The sequence below is a fragment of the Paenarthrobacter sp. YIM B13468 genome (assembly GCF_042788025.1).
Taxonomy (GTDB): Bacteria; Actinomycetota; Actinomycetes; order Actinomycetales; family Micrococcaceae; genus Arthrobacter; species Arthrobacter aromaticivorans.
The window spans coordinates 122,690-139,611 of record NZ_JBHZPI010000003.1 but is presented as its reverse complement, the minus strand read 5'-3'; the positions used below and the strand labels follow the sequence as shown (position 1 = coordinate 139,611).

Sequence of the window (16,922 nt, the reverse complement as noted above, 5' to 3'; positions counted from 1 at the left end):
GACATGTCTTATCTCTTTCTTAGATCAGGGTGGTGAACGCCGGGCCAGCAAGGCGCCCCCGCAGTAGAAGCAGTCGGATTAGACATAGCGGCCCACTCCGCCGCCAACATCGATGGTGGCTCCCGTTGTATAGCCGCTGAGCGGCGATAAGAGGGTGAGGATGTGGAAAGCGACCTCATCGGCTGTGCCGAAGCGGCCCAGTTTTATCCCCCGGTCTTTGGTGATCGTGGCGCTCCAGTCCGTGAAGTCCAGGTCTGTTCCGGATTGCTCGAACCGCCGGCGCCACTGGCCGGTGTCTATGAGTCCAAGCAACACCGAGTTGATACGGATACCGTCGCCGGCGAGATCCTCGGACAAAGAGTGGCTAAGGTTCAACAACGCCGCACGTGCAGAGGAAGTGGCTGCCAGGCGCAACTCAGGCTGTCGGGACAGGATGGCATTGACGTTCACCACCGAGCCGTGTTCCGACGCCGCAAGTGCTGCACGCGCCGATCGCACGATGTTCAGCACGCCGAATATCTTCAGGTCGAATTCCTCGCGGAACTGCTCATCCGTCGTCTCGTCCAACGTGGCCATGAGGGACCGGCCGGCGTTGCAAACCAGGCCATCAACCGTGCCGAAGTTCTCCAGCGTCCCTGCCACAAACGCATCAGTGGCTTTGCGGTCGGTTACATCACAGGAGGCAAGGTAGATGGAGTTCTTGTCGGCCCAGCCGAACTGTTCGAAAGCCGCCGCCAGGCGTCCGGCGTCGCGGGCGCAGGCGGCTACCCTCGCGCCCTCCGCGAGCAGGTAGCGGGCCGCCGCCAAGCCGACGCCGGAACTCGCCCCCGTCACAACAACGGTGCGGTCCTTGAGCTGCAGGTCCATCTGTAGATCTCCTTGGTTGGTAGCCGGCCGCCCGGCATCGTGGGTAATTCTCGGAAAAGGGAAGCTCAAGCCTGCGAAGTCACCTCAGTGCCCCATGACGAAGCCGCCGTCCACAACGACGTTCTGACCCGTGATAAAGGCCGAGGCGTCCGAGAGCAGGAACTGAACAACGCCGGAAACATCCTCGGGCACCTGGTCCCGCTCAAGCACCCTGTTCTGCTCATAAAGCTGGTAGCGCGAGGACGGAACGGATTCAGTTGCCTCAACCCTGGTCAGGCCCGGAGAGACTGCATTCACGCGGACCCCGGCTGCCCCCGCATCCCGGGCCATGGTCCGGGTCATCGCAAGAACAGCGCCTTTGGAGCCGACGTAGTGGACCAGGCGCGGAGAACCGTAGAGTGCAGCATCCGACGCGACGTTCACGATGGCGCCCGATCCCTTTTGTGCCAACTGGGGATAGAGGTACTTGCTCACCAGCCACGTACCGAAGGCGTTGACGGTCATGACCCTGTGGAAGAAGTCTTCATCAAGGTCCCAGAACGTATCCCCACCGACCCCGTCAGCGAGGGCGGCATTGTTGACCAGCCCATCTGCCCCGCCCATTTCCCCGACGGCCGTCGCCAAGTTTGCGACAGACCCCCTGTCAGCGATGTCGGTAATGATTGCCGTTGCGTCAAATCCGCGCGCCTGCAGCGTTGTGACGGCCTTCTCGGCGAGGTCGGCGTCCTTCTCGGCGATGACAACCCGGTCACCTGCTGCCGCCAGACGCTCAGCGATGTTGAACCCCAATCCGCGGCCGGAGCCAGTGACCACTATCAGCCGGGTCATGAAAGCCCCTTCCAGAACTCGAGAATCGACGAAGCAATGGCTTCTGGTTTTTCCTGTACGGCGGCATGACCTGCACCGGGAATGATTTCAAACAACGCGTCCGTGATGGACTCAGCGAGAATCCTGGCCTCATCGACGCCCGTGACCACATCGTCTTCACCAACCAGGACGAATGACGGGGCCTGCAAGGACGGCAATAGATCTGTGGTGTCGCTGGCTGCCATCATGGCTGCTGCTGCCGAATATCCGGCCCATCGAACCGCGGCCATCCCGGACCTGACGGCTGCAGCCGGTGAAGCATCGGCCGACGGCGAAACCAACCGTGGAGCCCGCCTGTCAGCAAACTCTGCCGGCCCAAGATCAACCAGTTCCGCGACGCGTGCCAGCATCCGTTCGGCCGCATCCGCGCTGACAGCCGAGCCGCGGGTACTATCCGCGAGAACCAAAGAACGGACGGCTTCAGGTGCCTGCGCCGCCGCCTGGGTGGCAATGACGCCGCCCCATGAGGTCCCGATCAGGTGTGCGGGTCCCAAACCGAGAGACGCCAGAATCTGCAGGACGAGCCCTGGATGGTCCACCGGACCATGTGGATCTGCGGATTCGCCGTAGCCCGGTGCATCCCAGCAAAACGTGCGGTAGCCAGACCTGCTGAGAAGTTGCGCCAAGGCTCCACAGGATGAGGCATTGCCCCCAATTCCGTGCATGAGAAAGACGGGATCCCCGTTGCCGCGGACTTCCAGCGATACTCCGTGGAGGGAGATGCGGCTGCCCGGGTTACTGGTGTCAGAAGCTACGTCAGTGGTTGGCAGCATGATTCGCGACACTTGCCGAGGGAACGGTGAAGTAATCGGAGCTGCCGGGAACCACCAGCGAGCGGTAGCCTTCATCGGGGATTCCAGCCATTGCCGTACGAACATTGACGGTTGGCGGCCCCGCAGTCCCCCACTGGTCAGACAACTCAGGGGTCCGCTTCCATGTCCGGCACAGCCAGCTGTCTTCATCAACCTGTGCCACTTCCGAGGTGTACTCGCAAACAAGGCCCGAGGGGTCGGTGAAGTAGGAGAAGGTGTTGTCGCCGGGGCCGTGGCGGCCGGGGCCCCACTGCGGGGCAATCCCGTGGGTCTTGAGGGACCCAATGCCCCGCATGAAATGGTCGATGCTCTGCATTTCGTAGGCCACGTGGTTGACAGCCGTCCACGGGGCCTGATTGAAGGCGATGACGTGGTGCTCTGTATTGCAGCGCAGGAAGGACATCTGATGCTCCGACCAGTCCGAGACCCGCATGCCGAGGACTTGGGTGTAGAACGCTGTAGCCCGGTCAATGTCAACGGTGTTCAGTACGACGTGGGCAATCTTGCGCGGAATTGCACGCCGCCCGCCGGGTTCTTGGCTGACGACGGCATGAACGTCCGCGGAGAGCTCGATGAGCCTGCCCTCCGGGTCCACCAGCTGAAGCCCGTATCCCCCTGCAGCATCATCCAATGGGCCCGGTTCACGGAAGAGGGGAATACCTAAAGCGGCCAGCTTAACCGCGGCTTGGTCCACTTCCTGGGGCGTGGCGAGGGCGAAGGCCACGCCGCCGAGGGCGTTCTGCTGGCCTTTTTCCAATTTCAGGATGTGGTGTTCCGTGCCTGTTCCGCGGAGCCAGAAACGATCGCTGTCCTCTTCGACCGTGGAAAGGCCCCAGACCTCGTGGTAGAAATCTTTGGCTCGCGCCGTTTCGGGTACTTTCAAGGACACCGACCGAAGAGATCGCAACTTACAGACAGGCTCGGCTGCAAAGAAATTCATGAGCTACCTTCTTACATTTCGAGGATTTAGAGATCTAGGATCAGTTCGGCCGAACGGCAGCGCGAGACGCATACAAACATTGATTTGTTGGCCGCCTGCTCGGCCTGGGTGAGGAGAAAATCACGGTGCTCCACGTCGCCGCTGATAACGCGGGTTTCGCAGGTGCCGCAGATTCCTTCCGCGCAGGAGCTGGGAACGTCGATGCCGGCGTTATTGAGGGCATCAAGCACGGACACATCGGGGGCCACCGGTATCCGTTGGCCGGTGCTGCTGCACACCACGTCAAACGCGGACTCGCTCTGCGCCGCGACGACAACTTTTTCCGGCGCCTTGAACCGCTCGATCCGAAGCTGTGTTTCGTCCTTCATGGCGCTGGCAACAGCTTTCAGCAACGGCTCCGGTCCGCAGGCATAGACCAACGCATCCGGGCTCAGGTCTCCTACCGTGGCTGGAAGGTCAGCGTATGCCCCATTGGTTTCGTCGTTGGCGTGGACGCTAATCCGGTCCTGGGGCAGAGTGGCGATTTCAGCCAGAAAGGCCATAGAGGTCCGGGAGCGGCCCGTGTAGAGCAGCGACCAGTCTGCGCCTGCTGCGTGCAGTTGCCGCGCCATTGAAATGATCGGGGTAATGCCGATCCCGCCGGCGACGAGCACGTAGCGTCCGGCGTCTTCGAGCGCGAAGTTATTACGCGGGCCTTCAACCTTAAGGAGGGCTCCCACTGGTAGACCCTCATGGACGTGTTGGCTGCCTCCGCGTGAATCGGACGTCCGGAGCACGGCTACGGTCCAGTTGGTCGAGTCCAGAGGGTCCGAGCACAGCGAGTACTCCCGAATAAGCCCGTTAGGCAGATGAAGGCTCAAGTGTGCTCCGGGCTGCCACTGGGGCAGCTTCGCCCCGGATGGGTCAGCCAAACTAATGCTGGTCACCCCATCCGCTTCCCAGGTCTTCTGCTGGATTCTCAGCATGCGTGCAATAGGTTCCCCTGTTACTACGTTTTCAGTGGCCGAAACCTGCCGGGCCGATTCTTCCGATGCCCGGGAGTTCAAAATGGCGGCAGTCATGATTCACTCCTGGCCTCGGTGGGCGATGGCTTCAATTTCCACCGTGGCACCGTACGGGAGAGCAGAAACCTCCACGAAGGTCCTTGCCGGGCGGGGAGCGCTGAAGAACTGCTCATAGTGACTGTTCGCTTCTTCGCGCAAGGTCAGGTCCGTGACGAAGTACGTGGTCTTGACGATGTCCTGCATAGACATGCCGATGGTCGCCAACCGTTCGGCGAGCCTGGTTGCGGCGGCCTCGATGGCCTCGACTCGACCGGTGACGGGGATATAGTTCTCGTCAACAGACAACGCCCCGGATACAAAGCCGAAGCCTCCGGCCCGATATGCCGGACTATAGGGATGACCGCTCACTGACTTGCCTTTCATCGGAGTTTGTTTGGAAAATGCCGGGGATTTCATGCGCTGGCCCATGGCAACGGTGCGCCGGAAAGATCTACATAGATACTCTTTTGGCGCATGTAGGACCGGATACCGTCCCTACCCTTTTCGGTGCCGAGTCCGCTTTCCTTGATCCCGCTAAACGGGGTAGCAATGCTGAACTGTTTGTACGTGTTGATCCAGATGGTTCCGGCAGCAACGGCACGCGCAACACGCCAGGCCCGCCGGTAGTCCGATGTCCAGATGCCGCAAGCCAGGCCAAAGACGCTGTCGTTGGCTTGCGAGATCAGATCAGCTTCATCCTCAAAGGGAAGGACGACGGCCACTGGGCCGAAGACCTCCTCCTGGCAGATCAGGTCCGAGTTGCTGACACCGGCAATGATGGTGGGCAGGTAGTACGCACCCTGCTGTAGTTCCGGCTCTATCGGCCGTGCACCACCACACAGGATCTGTGCGCCGGCCCTGCGTGCGTCGTCAACCATCTTTTCGACGAAGTCTCTATGGGCGTGGGCAACAAGCGGTGCAACCTGAGTTGCGGCGTCGGTTCCCGGACCCAACCGCAGCGCTTTTGCCCCTTCGACCAGGCGTGCCAGGACTGCGTCATAGATGTCGCGCTGGATAAATACCCGGGATCCGGCGATGCAGCTCTGGCCGCTGGAGGAAAAGATCCCGTACAGCACACCGGCAACGGCTTGATCGAGGTCCGCATCCGAAAAAACGATGGTTGGAGATTTTCCTCCAAGTTCCAGCGTGATCGGCATGATTTTATCGGCCGCGATGCGACCCAACTGCCGGCCCGTCGAGGTGCCACCGGTGAAGGAGACCTTGCCGACATCCCTGTGGCGTGCCAGCGCATCCCCCACAGTCCGTCCCGGGCCCGGGAGCACCGATAGCAGACCCGCAGGCAATCCTGCCTCGTCACAGATCCTCGCCAGCAGCAGTGACACCCACGGAGCCCAGACCGGCGGTTTGATCACGACGGCGTTCCCGGCGGCAAGTGCCGGGGCAACCTTTTGCGCGTCGCTGGCAATCGGTGAATTCCATGGCGTTATCGCAGCCACCACGCCGATAGGTTCGTATGTGGAGATGCTCAGATAGTCACCCCGCGGCGGGGTTAGCGTGTCCTCCATCGTTTCAAGGGCTGACGCGGTGAATCGGAAGGTGGCAGCAGCGCTCATCGCCAAAGCACGTGTTTCCTTCAGGGTCTTACCGGTGTCCTGGGTCTGAAGAGTCGCGATGCGGTCGGCATTGGCTTCGATTGTGGCGCCAATCCTATACAGAACAGCGGCGCGTTCGTGCGGTAGTTTACGTGCCCAGCCAGACTCTTCTATGGCCGCCAGTCCGGCGGCGACCGCCACGTCTACATCCTCAACGGTGGCACCATGCAGTGTCGCGAAGACCTCAGAGGTTGCCGGATTGACTGACTCGATCAGCGCACCAGCGCCTTGGGCCCAGACCCCACCGACACAGATCTCATCGAGCGTGTCCACGCCCACGGCAAAGGCGTGGGAGGAGGCGAAACCCTCGGAATCCGCCCCTACGGGCAGGAGCAAATTGTCCGCATTGGCCTGTGTTGTCATGCTCGCGGTCCACCAATCTTTATAGTCACTCAGGTTGCCGTCGGCGTGACGAGCGGCTTGTCCCGAGGTCGTGGGAGCGACCCGGAATGTGAACTAGGTCATGCCAAAATAATATCAGTACTAAGATACTTGGTGTCAAGGTACTGAGGTCTTGACCTTTAAGTGCTAAGGAGATAGAACTAACGCTGTGCCATGATCTTCACCACATTCAGGCACTCGGTCACCGCCAAACAGCGCGGCCAACGGCGAGCCAGCCCACGACCTGCGTCAACGTCGAAGCAGCATGAACCTCGCCTATGACGCGTGCGCCTCGTCTGAGGTCTGCGCCGGCAACCCGCCGCTGACGGGTGGCGTACCCCCCGTATCAGGACTGAATTCGAAGCCCTCACAACCTAAGGATGTTCGATGGAGACGATGAGTGAACCCAAGAAGCAGGAAGAAACCAGAACGCATTGGTGGGTACTCTGTCTCGCATGTGCCGCTGTAGTTCTCGACGGCTACGACACGGTCGCGTTGGGCGTATCAATACCGGCGATAGCCAAGGATTGGGCTGTTGCACCCTCGAGCTTCACCCCTGCCTTATCACTAACCAGCGCTGGAGTGGCCTTGGGGTATCTCGCGGTCGGGCGCCTTGTGGCCAGGCTGGGAACGCGAAACGTCATTTTCTCCGCGGTGGTGGTGTTCACCGTCGGTTCGCTGTTGACAGCATGGTCGAGTTCGATTGTTGAACTGACGATCCTGCGTTTCGTGACCGGCCTGGGACTGGGTGCCGTGCTGCCAGCCGCCGTGTCGCATGCAACCGCTGTCAATCCTGTTCGTTTGCGTCAGTCGATTGCAGTGGCCGTGATGACGGGCATCTCGCTCGGAGCCCTAATCGCAGGGTTGGCCGGTAGCAGTATCGTGGGCTCCCTCGGATGGGAATGGGTGTTCATTATCGGCGCTATCGCGTCAGCTGTTCTTCTGCCGTTCCTTTGGTTCGGGCTGTCCAACCGCCAAGTCCCGGGAATGCCCATCGACGCTGCTGAGGCCAAGCACCACGCTTCCGTAGCGCGCCTTTTCGATGCGTCCGTACGAAGCAGAACGCTTCTCTTGTGGGCCTTTTCGTTCCTTATCTTTGCCGTCTACTACGTGTTCTCATCATGGTTGCCAACCCTGCTCACCAGCTACGGCTTCAGCACGGGCCTGGCACCGCTGGGGTCCGCGGCACTGGGGATTGGAAGCATCATCGGTGCCTGTCTTCTCATTCTCGGATCGCGTCGATACCGGATGACGTCAGTGCTGGCCGGAACCTCGGCAGCGGCGATCGTGTTCCTTGTTATCTCTGCATTCCTGGGCCCGGACAAAGCACTGCTGCTGCTGGTCTTCGGCGGCGTTGGCCTCGGCCTTCAGGCGGGCATGATCGGCCAAGCCGCGGTGGCAGTGTCGCTGTACCCGGAAGCAACAGTGACTGCCGGCGTCGGCTGGGCGGCTTCACTGGGCCGACTCGGGTCGGTGATCGGACCTATCTTCGGCGGCGTCCTCATCGGACTCGGCGTGGATACGAGCATCATCGTTCTCTCTGTGTGCGTGCCCGTGATCATCGCCTTGGTGTTGGTGCTGGCTCTAGGGCGGATTACAGCTGCAAAATCCCGGACGCAAATGTCAGCACCTTCGACAAAAATGTCTCTCCCCACGCCGCCTCGGACCGAGCGCTAGCTGCCCGGCCACTGCCCCTCTCACCGAGCCAAGGGCAGTGGCCGGCGCCGTCGGAAGGGCTCGCCGACCTTGGACTGCTCAGGTGCAGTCACGTCCTCCATGACCGGGTTCCTTCAGTGTTGCAGGCAGTGTTGTCAGTGTTGCCGGCAGTGTTATTCAAGGACACATGCCGTCCGCACCCAGGACACTCAGCAAGGCAGTCGGCCGAGCGTCCGGTTGCGCTGGGCAGTCCGGTTGCGATTGGTACTCTCCGTCAAGAGTTGGAGCACCCTTGTGTATTGGCTGGTTGGTTTGGCTGAGAGGTAAGCCAGACGCCCGGTTCTTACTTGCGATAATCTCCGCCATGATGGAGACCGCCGTTTCTGCCGAGGTAGCAGCGGAAAGGTCCAAACCGATTGGCGAACGGAGCGGCGCCAGAGTCTCCTCTGTGTGACCCGCAAGGATTAGCCTGGCCCGGCGATCACGTGCCGTTCGGCGGGATCCCATGGCACCGATGTAAGCAAAGCCATGCCTGAGCGCTTCATCTAGGACAGGAACGTCGAACTTGGCATCATGGGTCAGAACGCATATCGCGGAGTCCCGTGCAATCCTTCCCAGTGCAATTTCCTGCCGAAGGTAACGCCCTGGCTGATCAATGACGATTTCGTGGGCAGCAGGGATTCGCTCGGCTGTCGCGAAAACGGCCCGCGCGTCGCAGACAGTGACGCGAAATCCAAGAAATGCCCCAAGCTCCGCCAGCGAAGCGGAGAAATCGATGGCACCGACGATCAGCAACCTGCGCGGCGGGCGGTAGGCATCGATCAGCAAGGACAACGGCAATCCCATACCAACCACCGCGGGGAGAGTGAATGGCATCGTTGTTCCGGAGGCAATAGCGTCCTGGACGGCGACCGCAGCCGCGCTGACTAGATCGGGCGGAAGTTCTCCGACGCCGAACAGCTCTCTGAATTCTTCGCCTTCAAGCACCAGTTCCGAGTTGCCTACAAGCTCAGGAGGTCCGTCGAAGATGGTTACCATGGCGCACGGCAGATTCTCCCGAAGTGCCAGCTGCAGGGCAGCATAATGAGGGAACGAATCCGGCGTGAATGGTTGGATGAAAATCTCGATGGTACCGCCACAAGTCAGTCCTATGGCGAAACTGTCATCATCAGAGATGCCAAAGCGGTGCAGCTCTGGTTTTCCGCTGGCTAGGACATCACGCGCGGCTTCGAGCACGCTTGCCTCTACGCAACCGCCGGAAACGGAGCCGAAGAGTGCTCCATCGTCACTTACCACCATTGACGTTCCAACCACCCGGGGCGCGGAGCCTTCAGTGCGCACCACTGTCGCCAGTGCGACCCTCCGGCCGCGTCGCGACGCCTGTTCCAGTACCTCCATGACCTCGCGCATCCTCGTCAGCCCCACCCCTTGGTCGCTTGCGCATCTCGGATCGCGTTGTAGACGCGTTGCGGGGTCATGGGCAACGAAGTTAACTGAGCCCCGGTGGCGTCGGCAATCGCTTGGGCAATCGCGGGAGCAATCGGCAGCATACCCCCTTCGCCCATCCCCTTGGCTCCGAAAGGACCAGTGCCATGGCCCTGTTCCTGGGTTATGGACCAGAATCGGCGCGGGATGTCTTCCGCCAGGGGCACGCGATAGAGCAGGGCCTCAGCATTGAGCAGTTCGCCGTCGTCATAGCGAAGTTCCTCGAAGAGCGCCTGCGCCAATCCGAAGACTGCGGCTCCCTCATCCTGACCGCGGCAACCGAGCTTATTGACAACCTTGCCAGCATCGCCGCTTACCACCAGCTGAAGCAGTTCCACCTTGCCCGTTTCCGGATCAACGGCCACTTCAGCAGCTGCCCAGCCAATCTCCCAGAAAATACAGGGAGCCTCCAACGGTGCCCTCCGCGACGAACGGGCCTTGAAGAACCCATCGCCGGTGAACTCGAAGCCCGTTCCGCCAAAACCATTCATGATCAGGGGCGCAAGATCATAGGAATTGCCTTCAGAGTCAATCACTTGCCAGTTCGCCAGGATTATCGATTCGCGCTCAAGTTCCAGATGTTCGGCCGCGAAATCCAGTACAGCGGACCTCACACGTTCGGCGGCTTGAAGGACGGCCCGACCCATGACTGCGATGCCTGAGGACGCATTGGTCCCCTGATCAAAAGGGTTGGAGTCAGTGTCAACCCGAGCAAACTTGACCCGTTGCGGGTCACAGGCAAGCACCTCCGCGACAATCTGGCAGAGGGCTGAGTGCCCACCCTGGCCCATTTCGATAAGGGCACAGTTGAGAAAGACATCCCCGTTCGTAGTCACCTTCACGCGGGCCTGGGAGGGCTTATTGACACCGCCACCGTCTTTCAGGCCGACTGCAACACCCATACCCCGGTTACCGGAACGATTACGGTCACGATACCCAATAGCGTCCGCCACAAGGTTCAGCCCGTGTTTTAAGTCCGAATCGATAGGGGTTTCCCCGGGAACGAAGTCCTCGCCAAGGTCCTTCATGTTCTTCAGCCGAAGATCAAAGGGATCCAAACCCAGCCGTTCTGCGATGAGGTCCACCTGACGCTCACTTGCCCAAGTCGCTTGGGTCGCACCGAAGCCGCGGAAGGCGCCGGCTGGCACGGTGTTGGTGATTACGGCCTGGCAGACCGAATCAATGCGTTTCCATCGGTAGGCTCCGGGCATCCGGTATCCGGCCTTTTCGGCAACAAGCGGGCTGGCATCGGCGTAGGCGCCACCATTTAACAGAACCCGTGACTGGCGCGCGACAAACTCCCCATCAGCCTTGAGCCCGGATTTCACTGTGAGAACGGCATCATGCTGGCTCAGTGTCAGGAAAACTTCCTCAGTGGTCATGCAGTAGCGAACCGGCCGGCCGGCCGAAAGCTGTGAGAGTCGGATGGCTATGGTTTCGGTCTTGGGTCCGTTCTTAGCCCCGAAGGCGCCACCCAGAAGCGGGACATTGACCCGGATCCGGTTTTCCGGCAACCCAAAGACGTAGGCCAGTTCTTTGCGCATTGGGAACGGACTTTGCGTGGAAGTCCACACTTCTATTTCGTCCGCCGTTGCCTCGGCGACGGTTACAAACGGCTCAAGATGCATGTGGTTCATGCGGGAAAATGCGAAGGTGTCCTCGAAGACGTGGTCGCATTCGTCCCACGCGTCTTCAGGGCCCGTCTGATATCGGAATTCGTAGCTCACATTGTGCGCGCTCCGGGCATTCCCTGAGGCACCATCCCCGTATTCGGGAAACGCTGCGAAAGGTTCTGCGGGGAAAATCAAGGGAGCGGAGGGGTCCAACGCTGCTTCCGGGTCGAAGACGGCTTCGAGCTGTTCGTATTCGACGGTGATCAAATCCAATGCCGCAAAAGCGGTGTGCTCATCTATGGCCGCCACAGCGGCCACAACGTCACCAACGTAACGGACTAAATCAGTGGCTACGATTGGCTGATCTTTGACGTAAGTGCCATAGCAGTTCAGTCCCTTGATTTCGTCGCGGGTCAGAACAGCGGTGACTCCTTCCAAGCGTCGGGCGGCTTCGGCGTCGATACTTAGGACCCTGGCATGGGCATAGGGACTGCGCAGCACCTTGGCGTGCAGCATTCCGGGCCTGTCGATATCCACGGTGTAAACGGCGCGGCCCGTGACTTTTGCAGTGGCGTCGAGCCGAGGGAGGTTGCGGCCGACGATCGGCGCATCCTGCGCGGCTGTGAAGGGGCTGGGAGTTTTTGTCACTGGAGCTCCCCATTCGTCTGCGGGGTACGCCCCAGTTCGGCAGCTCGTTCCACGGATTCCAGAATCATCTCGTAACCCGTGCAGCGGCACGTGTTCGAACTAATCCATTCCCGGATTTCCTCCCGGTCTGGCTCTGGACTTTCCCGTAGCAAGGCGGTCGTCAACATCAGCATGCCGGACGTACAGAAACCACATTGAAAGCCCCCGCACTCCCTGAACGCCTGCTGCTGGGCGCTCAAGGTACCGTCTTTGGCAGCCAAACCCTCCACCGTTTCAACACGGGTGCCATCGATTTCGAAGGCAAACGTGGAGCAGGCAGCCACGGGAACGTCATCAATGAGCACCGTGCAGGCGCCGCAAACACTGCGCTCACATGAACCGCGGACGCCTCGTTTACCGCAATTGTTTCGAAGCAGGTCCAGGACTGTCGTGCTGGTCGGAACGCTGTGCCTTTCCGGGCTTCCGTTCAGGTCAAATTCAAGATCCACAGTGAGCTTTTCATCCCCGACTGATGGGGAATCTTGTGCGTCGGGAGTCACCCGGTCCTCATTTCTGCTGGTAGCCGGCGGCGCGGGCAAGAAGTCGGCTGGAGAGTACGCCCACCAGATGGCGGCGATATTCGGCTGTTCCGGTGAAGTCGCCAGCTGCGTCCGGAAGCTGCGAGGCCAGGACGGCGCCCACTGCCACCGGGTCCAAATCGCTGATGGCAGTCGCGGCCGCAGTGTGTGAAAGAATGAAAGGTTGTCGGTATTCGCTGCCGCAGACGGCTGTAACGGTAATCCCGGCACCTGCCTGCCTGCGCACAGCGAGGGCCACAGTACTCACGGGGCGCATGGAACGCTCGTAGCCGTACCACAGCAAAGAGCCGGTCTCGACAGTCACCCCGGTGAGAATGCCTGGACTCCTGGCGTCCCGGTCCCAAAGGGAAGACACGGGGAGGGTGGTGACGTCGCTGGCCTGAAAATGCATTTGCCCATTCAGGGCTGAGAGGATGACCGGAAGTTCGTACCGGAATCGCCGCGCCATAAGGTTGCCGCCCAGCGTACCGCGATAGCGGATTCGTACGGTCGCAATCGATCCCCAGGCCGTAGCCAGAGCGGGCATGAACGCACGAATGTCGGGACTGGTGCTGCCGGCATGGTGAGTCACCATGGAGCCAATACCTAAGACTCCGTCTTCGTGGGTAATGGAGCGCAATTCATTGACGTGTTGTAAGGAAATCACAACCTCGGGCTCGCATCCCTCGCGAATTTGCGCTACAAGGTCTGAACAACCCGCGGCCATCACGGCCTCCGGATGCTGTTCATTGAGGTCCACGGCCTCGGGCAGCGATGTTGGACGGTACAGGATGAACGGCGGCAGGGCTGACTGGTTCTGGGCTATCAGCCCTGCCCCTAAATTTTGGCCACGCAATGGTCGGACTTCCTTCGCTTTGGCTGGAGAGGGCTGTCCGCGACACGGCGGCCCATGCCAGCCACTCTTCCCTACTGAAATGTGCAGTTTAGATCAAGACCAATTGTCTGAATACTCAGTTTCGTGGATATTCAGCAACAGCTGGCTCCCACCTGAACGTGCTATGACGTTATGGAACACCGGAAAGACGCTGGGCGGCCCTCAAACCGTGGCCGCCCAGCATCGAAGGCACTAGGCCGGGCGATCTCCCTTGAGAGTTACCCGGTGCATTAGCCTGTAGTGCGGGTGGTAGTCACCAACCGCGTAGTGCTGTGTAGACCGGTTGTCCCAAATGACAACGGAGTTTGGCTCCCAGCGGAATCGGACCTGGTATTCCGGGGTCTTGGCCAGGCCGGTGAGCATGGTTCGAAGCGAGTCGCCCAGTTGAGTGGGAACCCCCGAAATGCGGGTGGTGAACAATTCGTTCACGTAGACAAGCTTGCGGCCGGTTTCTGGATGCTTACGCACCAGAGGGTGGGTCATTGGCGGATATTTCCGCCGGGTTTCTTCATAACGGGCTTCACCATTCTCGCCCTGGCGGACAACACCCGTCAGCTCCTTTTCCCAGTCATGCACTGCTTCGAGGCCGTCGATGAGCTCCTTCATTGTTTCAGGCAGGGCATCATATGCTGCAGTCATGCTGGCCCAGAGAGTATCGCCGCCACAGGGTGGGATTTGCTGAGCATGGAGGCAGGTAGCGGAATTAGGATTCCCCTGCCAGGTCAAGTCCGAATGCCAGACGTCGGTTCCGGCGGCGCGCCCGCGAGACTCGAGGACCTCTATGAAGGGGTTGCCAGGGAGCGAGGGAAAGAAGGCACTGACTTCCTGTGGGTCACCGAAAATCTTCGCGAACCTAATCTGATCGTCAGGGCCTATCTGCTGATCGCGTAGAAACAGTACCTCGTGCTTGAGGAAAGCGCTGCGCAGTTCGTCCTGGCATTCCGCGCTGATCTCCTCGCGTAGATCCAGTCCGTGGATAAAGGCGCCAATGGTAGGTGTTGCCCGTTCCAGGGTGAATGTCTTGAACTCAGGTTCGTTAGTCATGGTAATTCCTTTCTTGTAAGCGAGAAATTTGGAGCTTGTTCGTCAGGATTGGCTTCGTTCGACGCAGAAGCGGAGAACTCTGTGGTCTTGGAGATGTCCGGGTCAGGACCAGCCTTCAACTCGATGACTCTGCATCGATACCGGCACTCGCAGCCGCACATCACTCTGAAAAGGTTGGAGTAGGGAGACCGTCAACCCCGGCCGATTCGTTCCTGATACCGCCCGCCTGCGCTTTCCTCCGATTCGACCGCCCGAGCACAATGGCGCACGCGAACGATATGGCTCCGGCGACGAAAACATACAGCGAAGTGGAGAGAGAGGAGTTCGTTGCGCTGAGTAATGTTCCAGCGACGAGGGGGGCGATGGCGCTGCCGAAGAGGTTGCCCAGCGTGGTGGCCAGGGAAAGACCGCTATAGCGGACTCTCGCATCAAAGGCATCGGAGAAGTATGCGGGCTGAAGTGCCCACGGGGTGTATACGGCTACTGTTGCAGCGACATATCCCACGGCTATAAAGCCGTACATGCCCGCGTCCAGCGCCCAGTAAAGCGGGAAGGCCACAACACTAATGAGCGCAAGCCCCAGAAGGTAGATCCGTTGGCGACCGAATTTGTCGGACAGTGCGCCCGCCATCGGAGTCACCACGAATCCAACCGCTGAAGTGGCAATGACCAAAATCAGCATGGAGCTTTCGCTCAAGCCCCCGGAGTTTTGGGTGTACACAAAGTTGTAGACGGTGATCAGGTAGAAGAAGATGCCCGGCGAGAGACTAGCCCCTGCGACCAGCAGCACCTGCTTCGGATGCGTGCGAAGAACCTCGATGATGGGAAGGCGCACCACAGCGTGCGCTTCCTTGACACGATCGAACTCCGGACTCTCGGCGACCCGCTTTCGAATGACCAATCCAGTGATGACAAGCACCAAGCTGAGCAGGAACGGAAGACGCCATCCCCAGGCCATGAATTCGTCCGTTGCCATTGCATCCAGGGGCAGGTAGACAGTCATAGCCAGGATCAGGCCAATAGCCACCCCAGCCTGCGGCCAGCTACTGAAGAATCCCCGCCGCCCCTCTGGCGAATGTTCCGTTGCCATGAGTACGGCACCGCCCCATTCCCCGCCAAGTGCGAATCCCTGCGTCAATCGCAGGATCACCAGCAGAACAGGTGCAAGGGCGCCGATCGCGGCATACGTCGGCAATAGCCCAACAGATACAGTGGCGACGCCCATGATCAGGATCGTGATGACCATCATTGGCTTTCGTCCCAATCTGTCCCCGAAGTGACCGAACACGATTGCCCCGATGGGACGGGCGACGAAGCCTGCGGCGAAGGTGGAGAAGGCAAGCAAGGTGCCGGTAGCGGGGTCGAAACCGGGGAAGAAATGATGATTGAAGACAAGCACAGCGGCGGTGCTGTAAATGAAGAAGTCGTACCATTCGATGGTTGTGCCGATCATGCTCGCAATAGCGACCTTTTTCGGCGAACCAGCGCCCGCTTGTTGGGCGACCGGAACTTTCATATTGTGCCTCCCGGCAATTGGCAAACAAGGGCCACGCGGTGCGCGACCTTGGCGAAGCGGGTGCTCTTGGAACACGCCGCTTTCTGGGAAAGTGCTGCAATCTGGAGGTCTGAAGTACTTCAGTCGTCATTATCTTACGACTGAGATGTTATGTGTGCAAGATCTCATTTATAGATTTACGGAACTTGGTTGAACCCCCAGCACCAAGCCCTTCCCAGGGCATGGACCCAGCTGTCCTTGGAGTCTGAATGGGATTTGGGACAGTCACCGACGGCCCGACTTTTCACTTCGCGGGAGGCTCACCCGAAGGAGGCGGCCGAAGAGGAAACAGACTTCACCCGTGGGCACGCCTTGCCTATAAATTCCCGGGACATGGCGATACCCACGCGCAGCTATCGTCCGGTCATCATGCTCGCGACAGTTGCCGTAGGTCCCGTGCTGACCGGCTGTATGATGATCGACCCAGGCATGGGTCAGCGCGACTCAACAGCTCAGACCGGTCATCAAAGCTTTGGCGCGGCGGTGCACCTGAAAGAGGAGTCCTCGACTTTACGACTGATTTGTCGGCTCCGAGCCCTTTCCTTCCGCCCTCTCAGAACAAAGCTTGAAGGCGACGTCTGCCGCCCTGTTGGTCGCCACGGCAGGTGAAACGTCCGAACCCTGGCTTCCTTTCCCGGCTTCAAGGCCGGCGGCATAGCCGACCATGAAAGCCGTCACCGGCGCTGCTGCATGGATCACGGAGTCCGCAGATTTCCTGGCCAGATCAAGGACCAGTTCCTGGTCCACATCGAGATCCAGGATTTGCAGCGCCCTCGCCAGTTCCTCACTCCATTGGGACAGAACCTGTGCTTCGTCGTCGCTGGGCATGATTTCTCCTTGCCGAAACTCTCGAGTGGTCGGAGGTGGTGCCACGAGAATACAAGGCATTCCCCCACAAGTCAGTGGGTTAACGGCAAATTGGCTGGCCCTGGTCATTCCGACGAGC

Annotated in this window: 15 protein-coding genes; 1 reads left to right on the top strand and 14 read right to left on the bottom strand. The window is 60.0% G+C overall.

The annotated features are described in order from the left end of the window. Positions 1 to 78 precede the first annotated feature (78 nt). The 7 genes from ACFX4T_RS04300 to ACFX4T_RS04270 form a co-directional block, all read right to left on the bottom strand. Positions 79 to 867 (bottom strand): SDR family oxidoreductase, encoded by a 789-nt coding sequence (locus ACFX4T_RS04300; RefSeq protein ID WP_377650899.1) that lies wholly within the window; start codon positions 865 to 867, stop codon positions 79 to 81. An 84-nt stretch (positions 868 to 951) separates the two neighbouring features. Next, on the bottom strand, positions 952 to 1,695 hold the full coding sequence (locus ACFX4T_RS04295; protein WP_377650898.1) for an SDR family oxidoreductase: 744 nt from the start codon (positions 1,693 to 1,695) through the stop codon (positions 952 to 954). Next, positions 1,692 to 2,507, bottom strand: coding sequence for an alpha/beta fold hydrolase (locus ACFX4T_RS04290; RefSeq protein ID WP_377650897.1), 816 nt, complete (start codon positions 2,505 to 2,507; stop codon positions 1,692 to 1,694). The genes ACFX4T_RS04295 and ACFX4T_RS04290 overlap by 4 nt, the downstream gene beginning before the upstream one ends. Then, on the bottom strand, positions 2,491 to 3,486 hold the full coding sequence (locus tag ACFX4T_RS04285; protein ID WP_377650896.1) for a VOC family protein: 996 nt from the start codon (positions 3,484 to 3,486) through the stop codon (positions 2,491 to 2,493). Before ACFX4T_RS04285 ends, ACFX4T_RS04290 begins: the two co-directional genes overlap by 17 nt. Positions 3,487 to 3,512: 26 nt before the next feature. Beyond that, the gene (locus ACFX4T_RS04280) at positions 3,513 to 4,547 is read right to left on the bottom strand and encodes a PDR/VanB family oxidoreductase (protein ID WP_377650895.1); all 1,035 of its coding nucleotides are present in this window, start codon (positions 4,545 to 4,547) and stop codon (positions 3,513 to 3,515) included. A 3-nt stretch (positions 4,548 to 4,550) separates the two neighbouring features. Further along, positions 4,551 to 4,898: a RidA family protein gene (locus ACFX4T_RS04275; RefSeq protein ID WP_377650894.1), complete on the bottom strand. Its 348-nt coding sequence runs from the start codon at positions 4,896 to 4,898 to the stop codon at positions 4,551 to 4,553. Between the two features lie 44 nt (positions 4,899 to 4,942). Continuing rightward, entirely contained in the window at positions 4,943 to 6,505 is a 1,563-nt protein-coding gene (locus ACFX4T_RS04270; RefSeq protein ID WP_377650893.1) for an aldehyde dehydrogenase, read from the bottom strand. A gap of 405 nt (positions 6,506 to 6,910) precedes the next feature. On the opposite strand from ACFX4T_RS04270, the gene ACFX4T_RS04265 reads away from it, so the two are divergent. Next, positions 6,911 to 8,200, top strand: coding sequence for an MFS transporter (locus ACFX4T_RS04265; RefSeq protein ID WP_377650892.1), 1,290 nt, complete (start codon positions 6,911 to 6,913; stop codon positions 8,198 to 8,200). A 156-nt stretch (positions 8,201 to 8,356) separates the two neighbouring features. Here ACFX4T_RS04265 and ACFX4T_RS04260 read toward each other — a convergent pair whose 3' ends face one another. The 7 genes from ACFX4T_RS04260 to ACFX4T_RS04230 form a co-directional block, all read right to left on the bottom strand. After that, positions 8,357 to 9,577: an XdhC family protein gene (locus ACFX4T_RS04260; RefSeq protein ID WP_377650891.1), complete on the bottom strand. Its 1,221-nt coding sequence runs from the start codon at positions 9,575 to 9,577 to the stop codon at positions 8,357 to 8,359. A gap of 17 nt (positions 9,578 to 9,594) precedes the next feature. Continuing rightward, the gene (locus tag ACFX4T_RS04255; protein WP_377650890.1) at positions 9,595 to 11,925 is read right to left on the bottom strand and encodes a xanthine dehydrogenase family protein molybdopterin-binding subunit; all 2,331 of its coding nucleotides are present in this window, start codon (positions 11,923 to 11,925) and stop codon (positions 9,595 to 9,597) included. Next, on the bottom strand, positions 11,922 to 12,413 hold the full coding sequence (locus tag ACFX4T_RS04250; RefSeq protein ID WP_346433257.1) for a (2Fe-2S)-binding protein: 492 nt from the start codon (positions 12,411 to 12,413) through the stop codon (positions 11,922 to 11,924). Before ACFX4T_RS04250 ends, ACFX4T_RS04255 begins: the two co-directional genes overlap by 4 nt. 58 nt (positions 12,414 to 12,471) lie before the next feature. Then, complete coding sequence (locus ACFX4T_RS04245; RefSeq protein ID WP_377650889.1) at positions 12,472 to 13,338, bottom strand: FAD binding domain-containing protein; 867 nt, start codon at positions 13,336 to 13,338, stop codon at positions 12,472 to 12,474. Positions 13,339 to 13,569: 231 nt separating this feature from the next. After that, positions 13,570 to 14,421 carry a TauD/TfdA dioxygenase family protein gene (locus ACFX4T_RS04240; RefSeq protein ID WP_377650888.1) on the bottom strand — a complete coding sequence of 284 codons (852 nt, stop codon included), beginning with the start codon at positions 14,419 to 14,421 and terminating at the stop codon, positions 13,570 to 13,572. Positions 14,422 to 14,581: 160 nt separating this feature from the next. Next, positions 14,582 to 15,937 (bottom strand): MFS transporter, encoded by a 1,356-nt coding sequence (locus tag ACFX4T_RS04235; RefSeq protein WP_377650886.1) that lies wholly within the window; start codon positions 15,935 to 15,937, stop codon positions 14,582 to 14,584. Between the two features lie 549 nt (positions 15,938 to 16,486). Next, complete coding sequence (locus ACFX4T_RS04230) at positions 16,487 to 16,804, bottom strand: DUF6457 domain-containing protein (RefSeq protein WP_216923654.1); 318 nt, start codon at positions 16,802 to 16,804, stop codon at positions 16,487 to 16,489. Between the last annotated feature and the right edge of the window lie 118 nt (positions 16,805 to 16,922).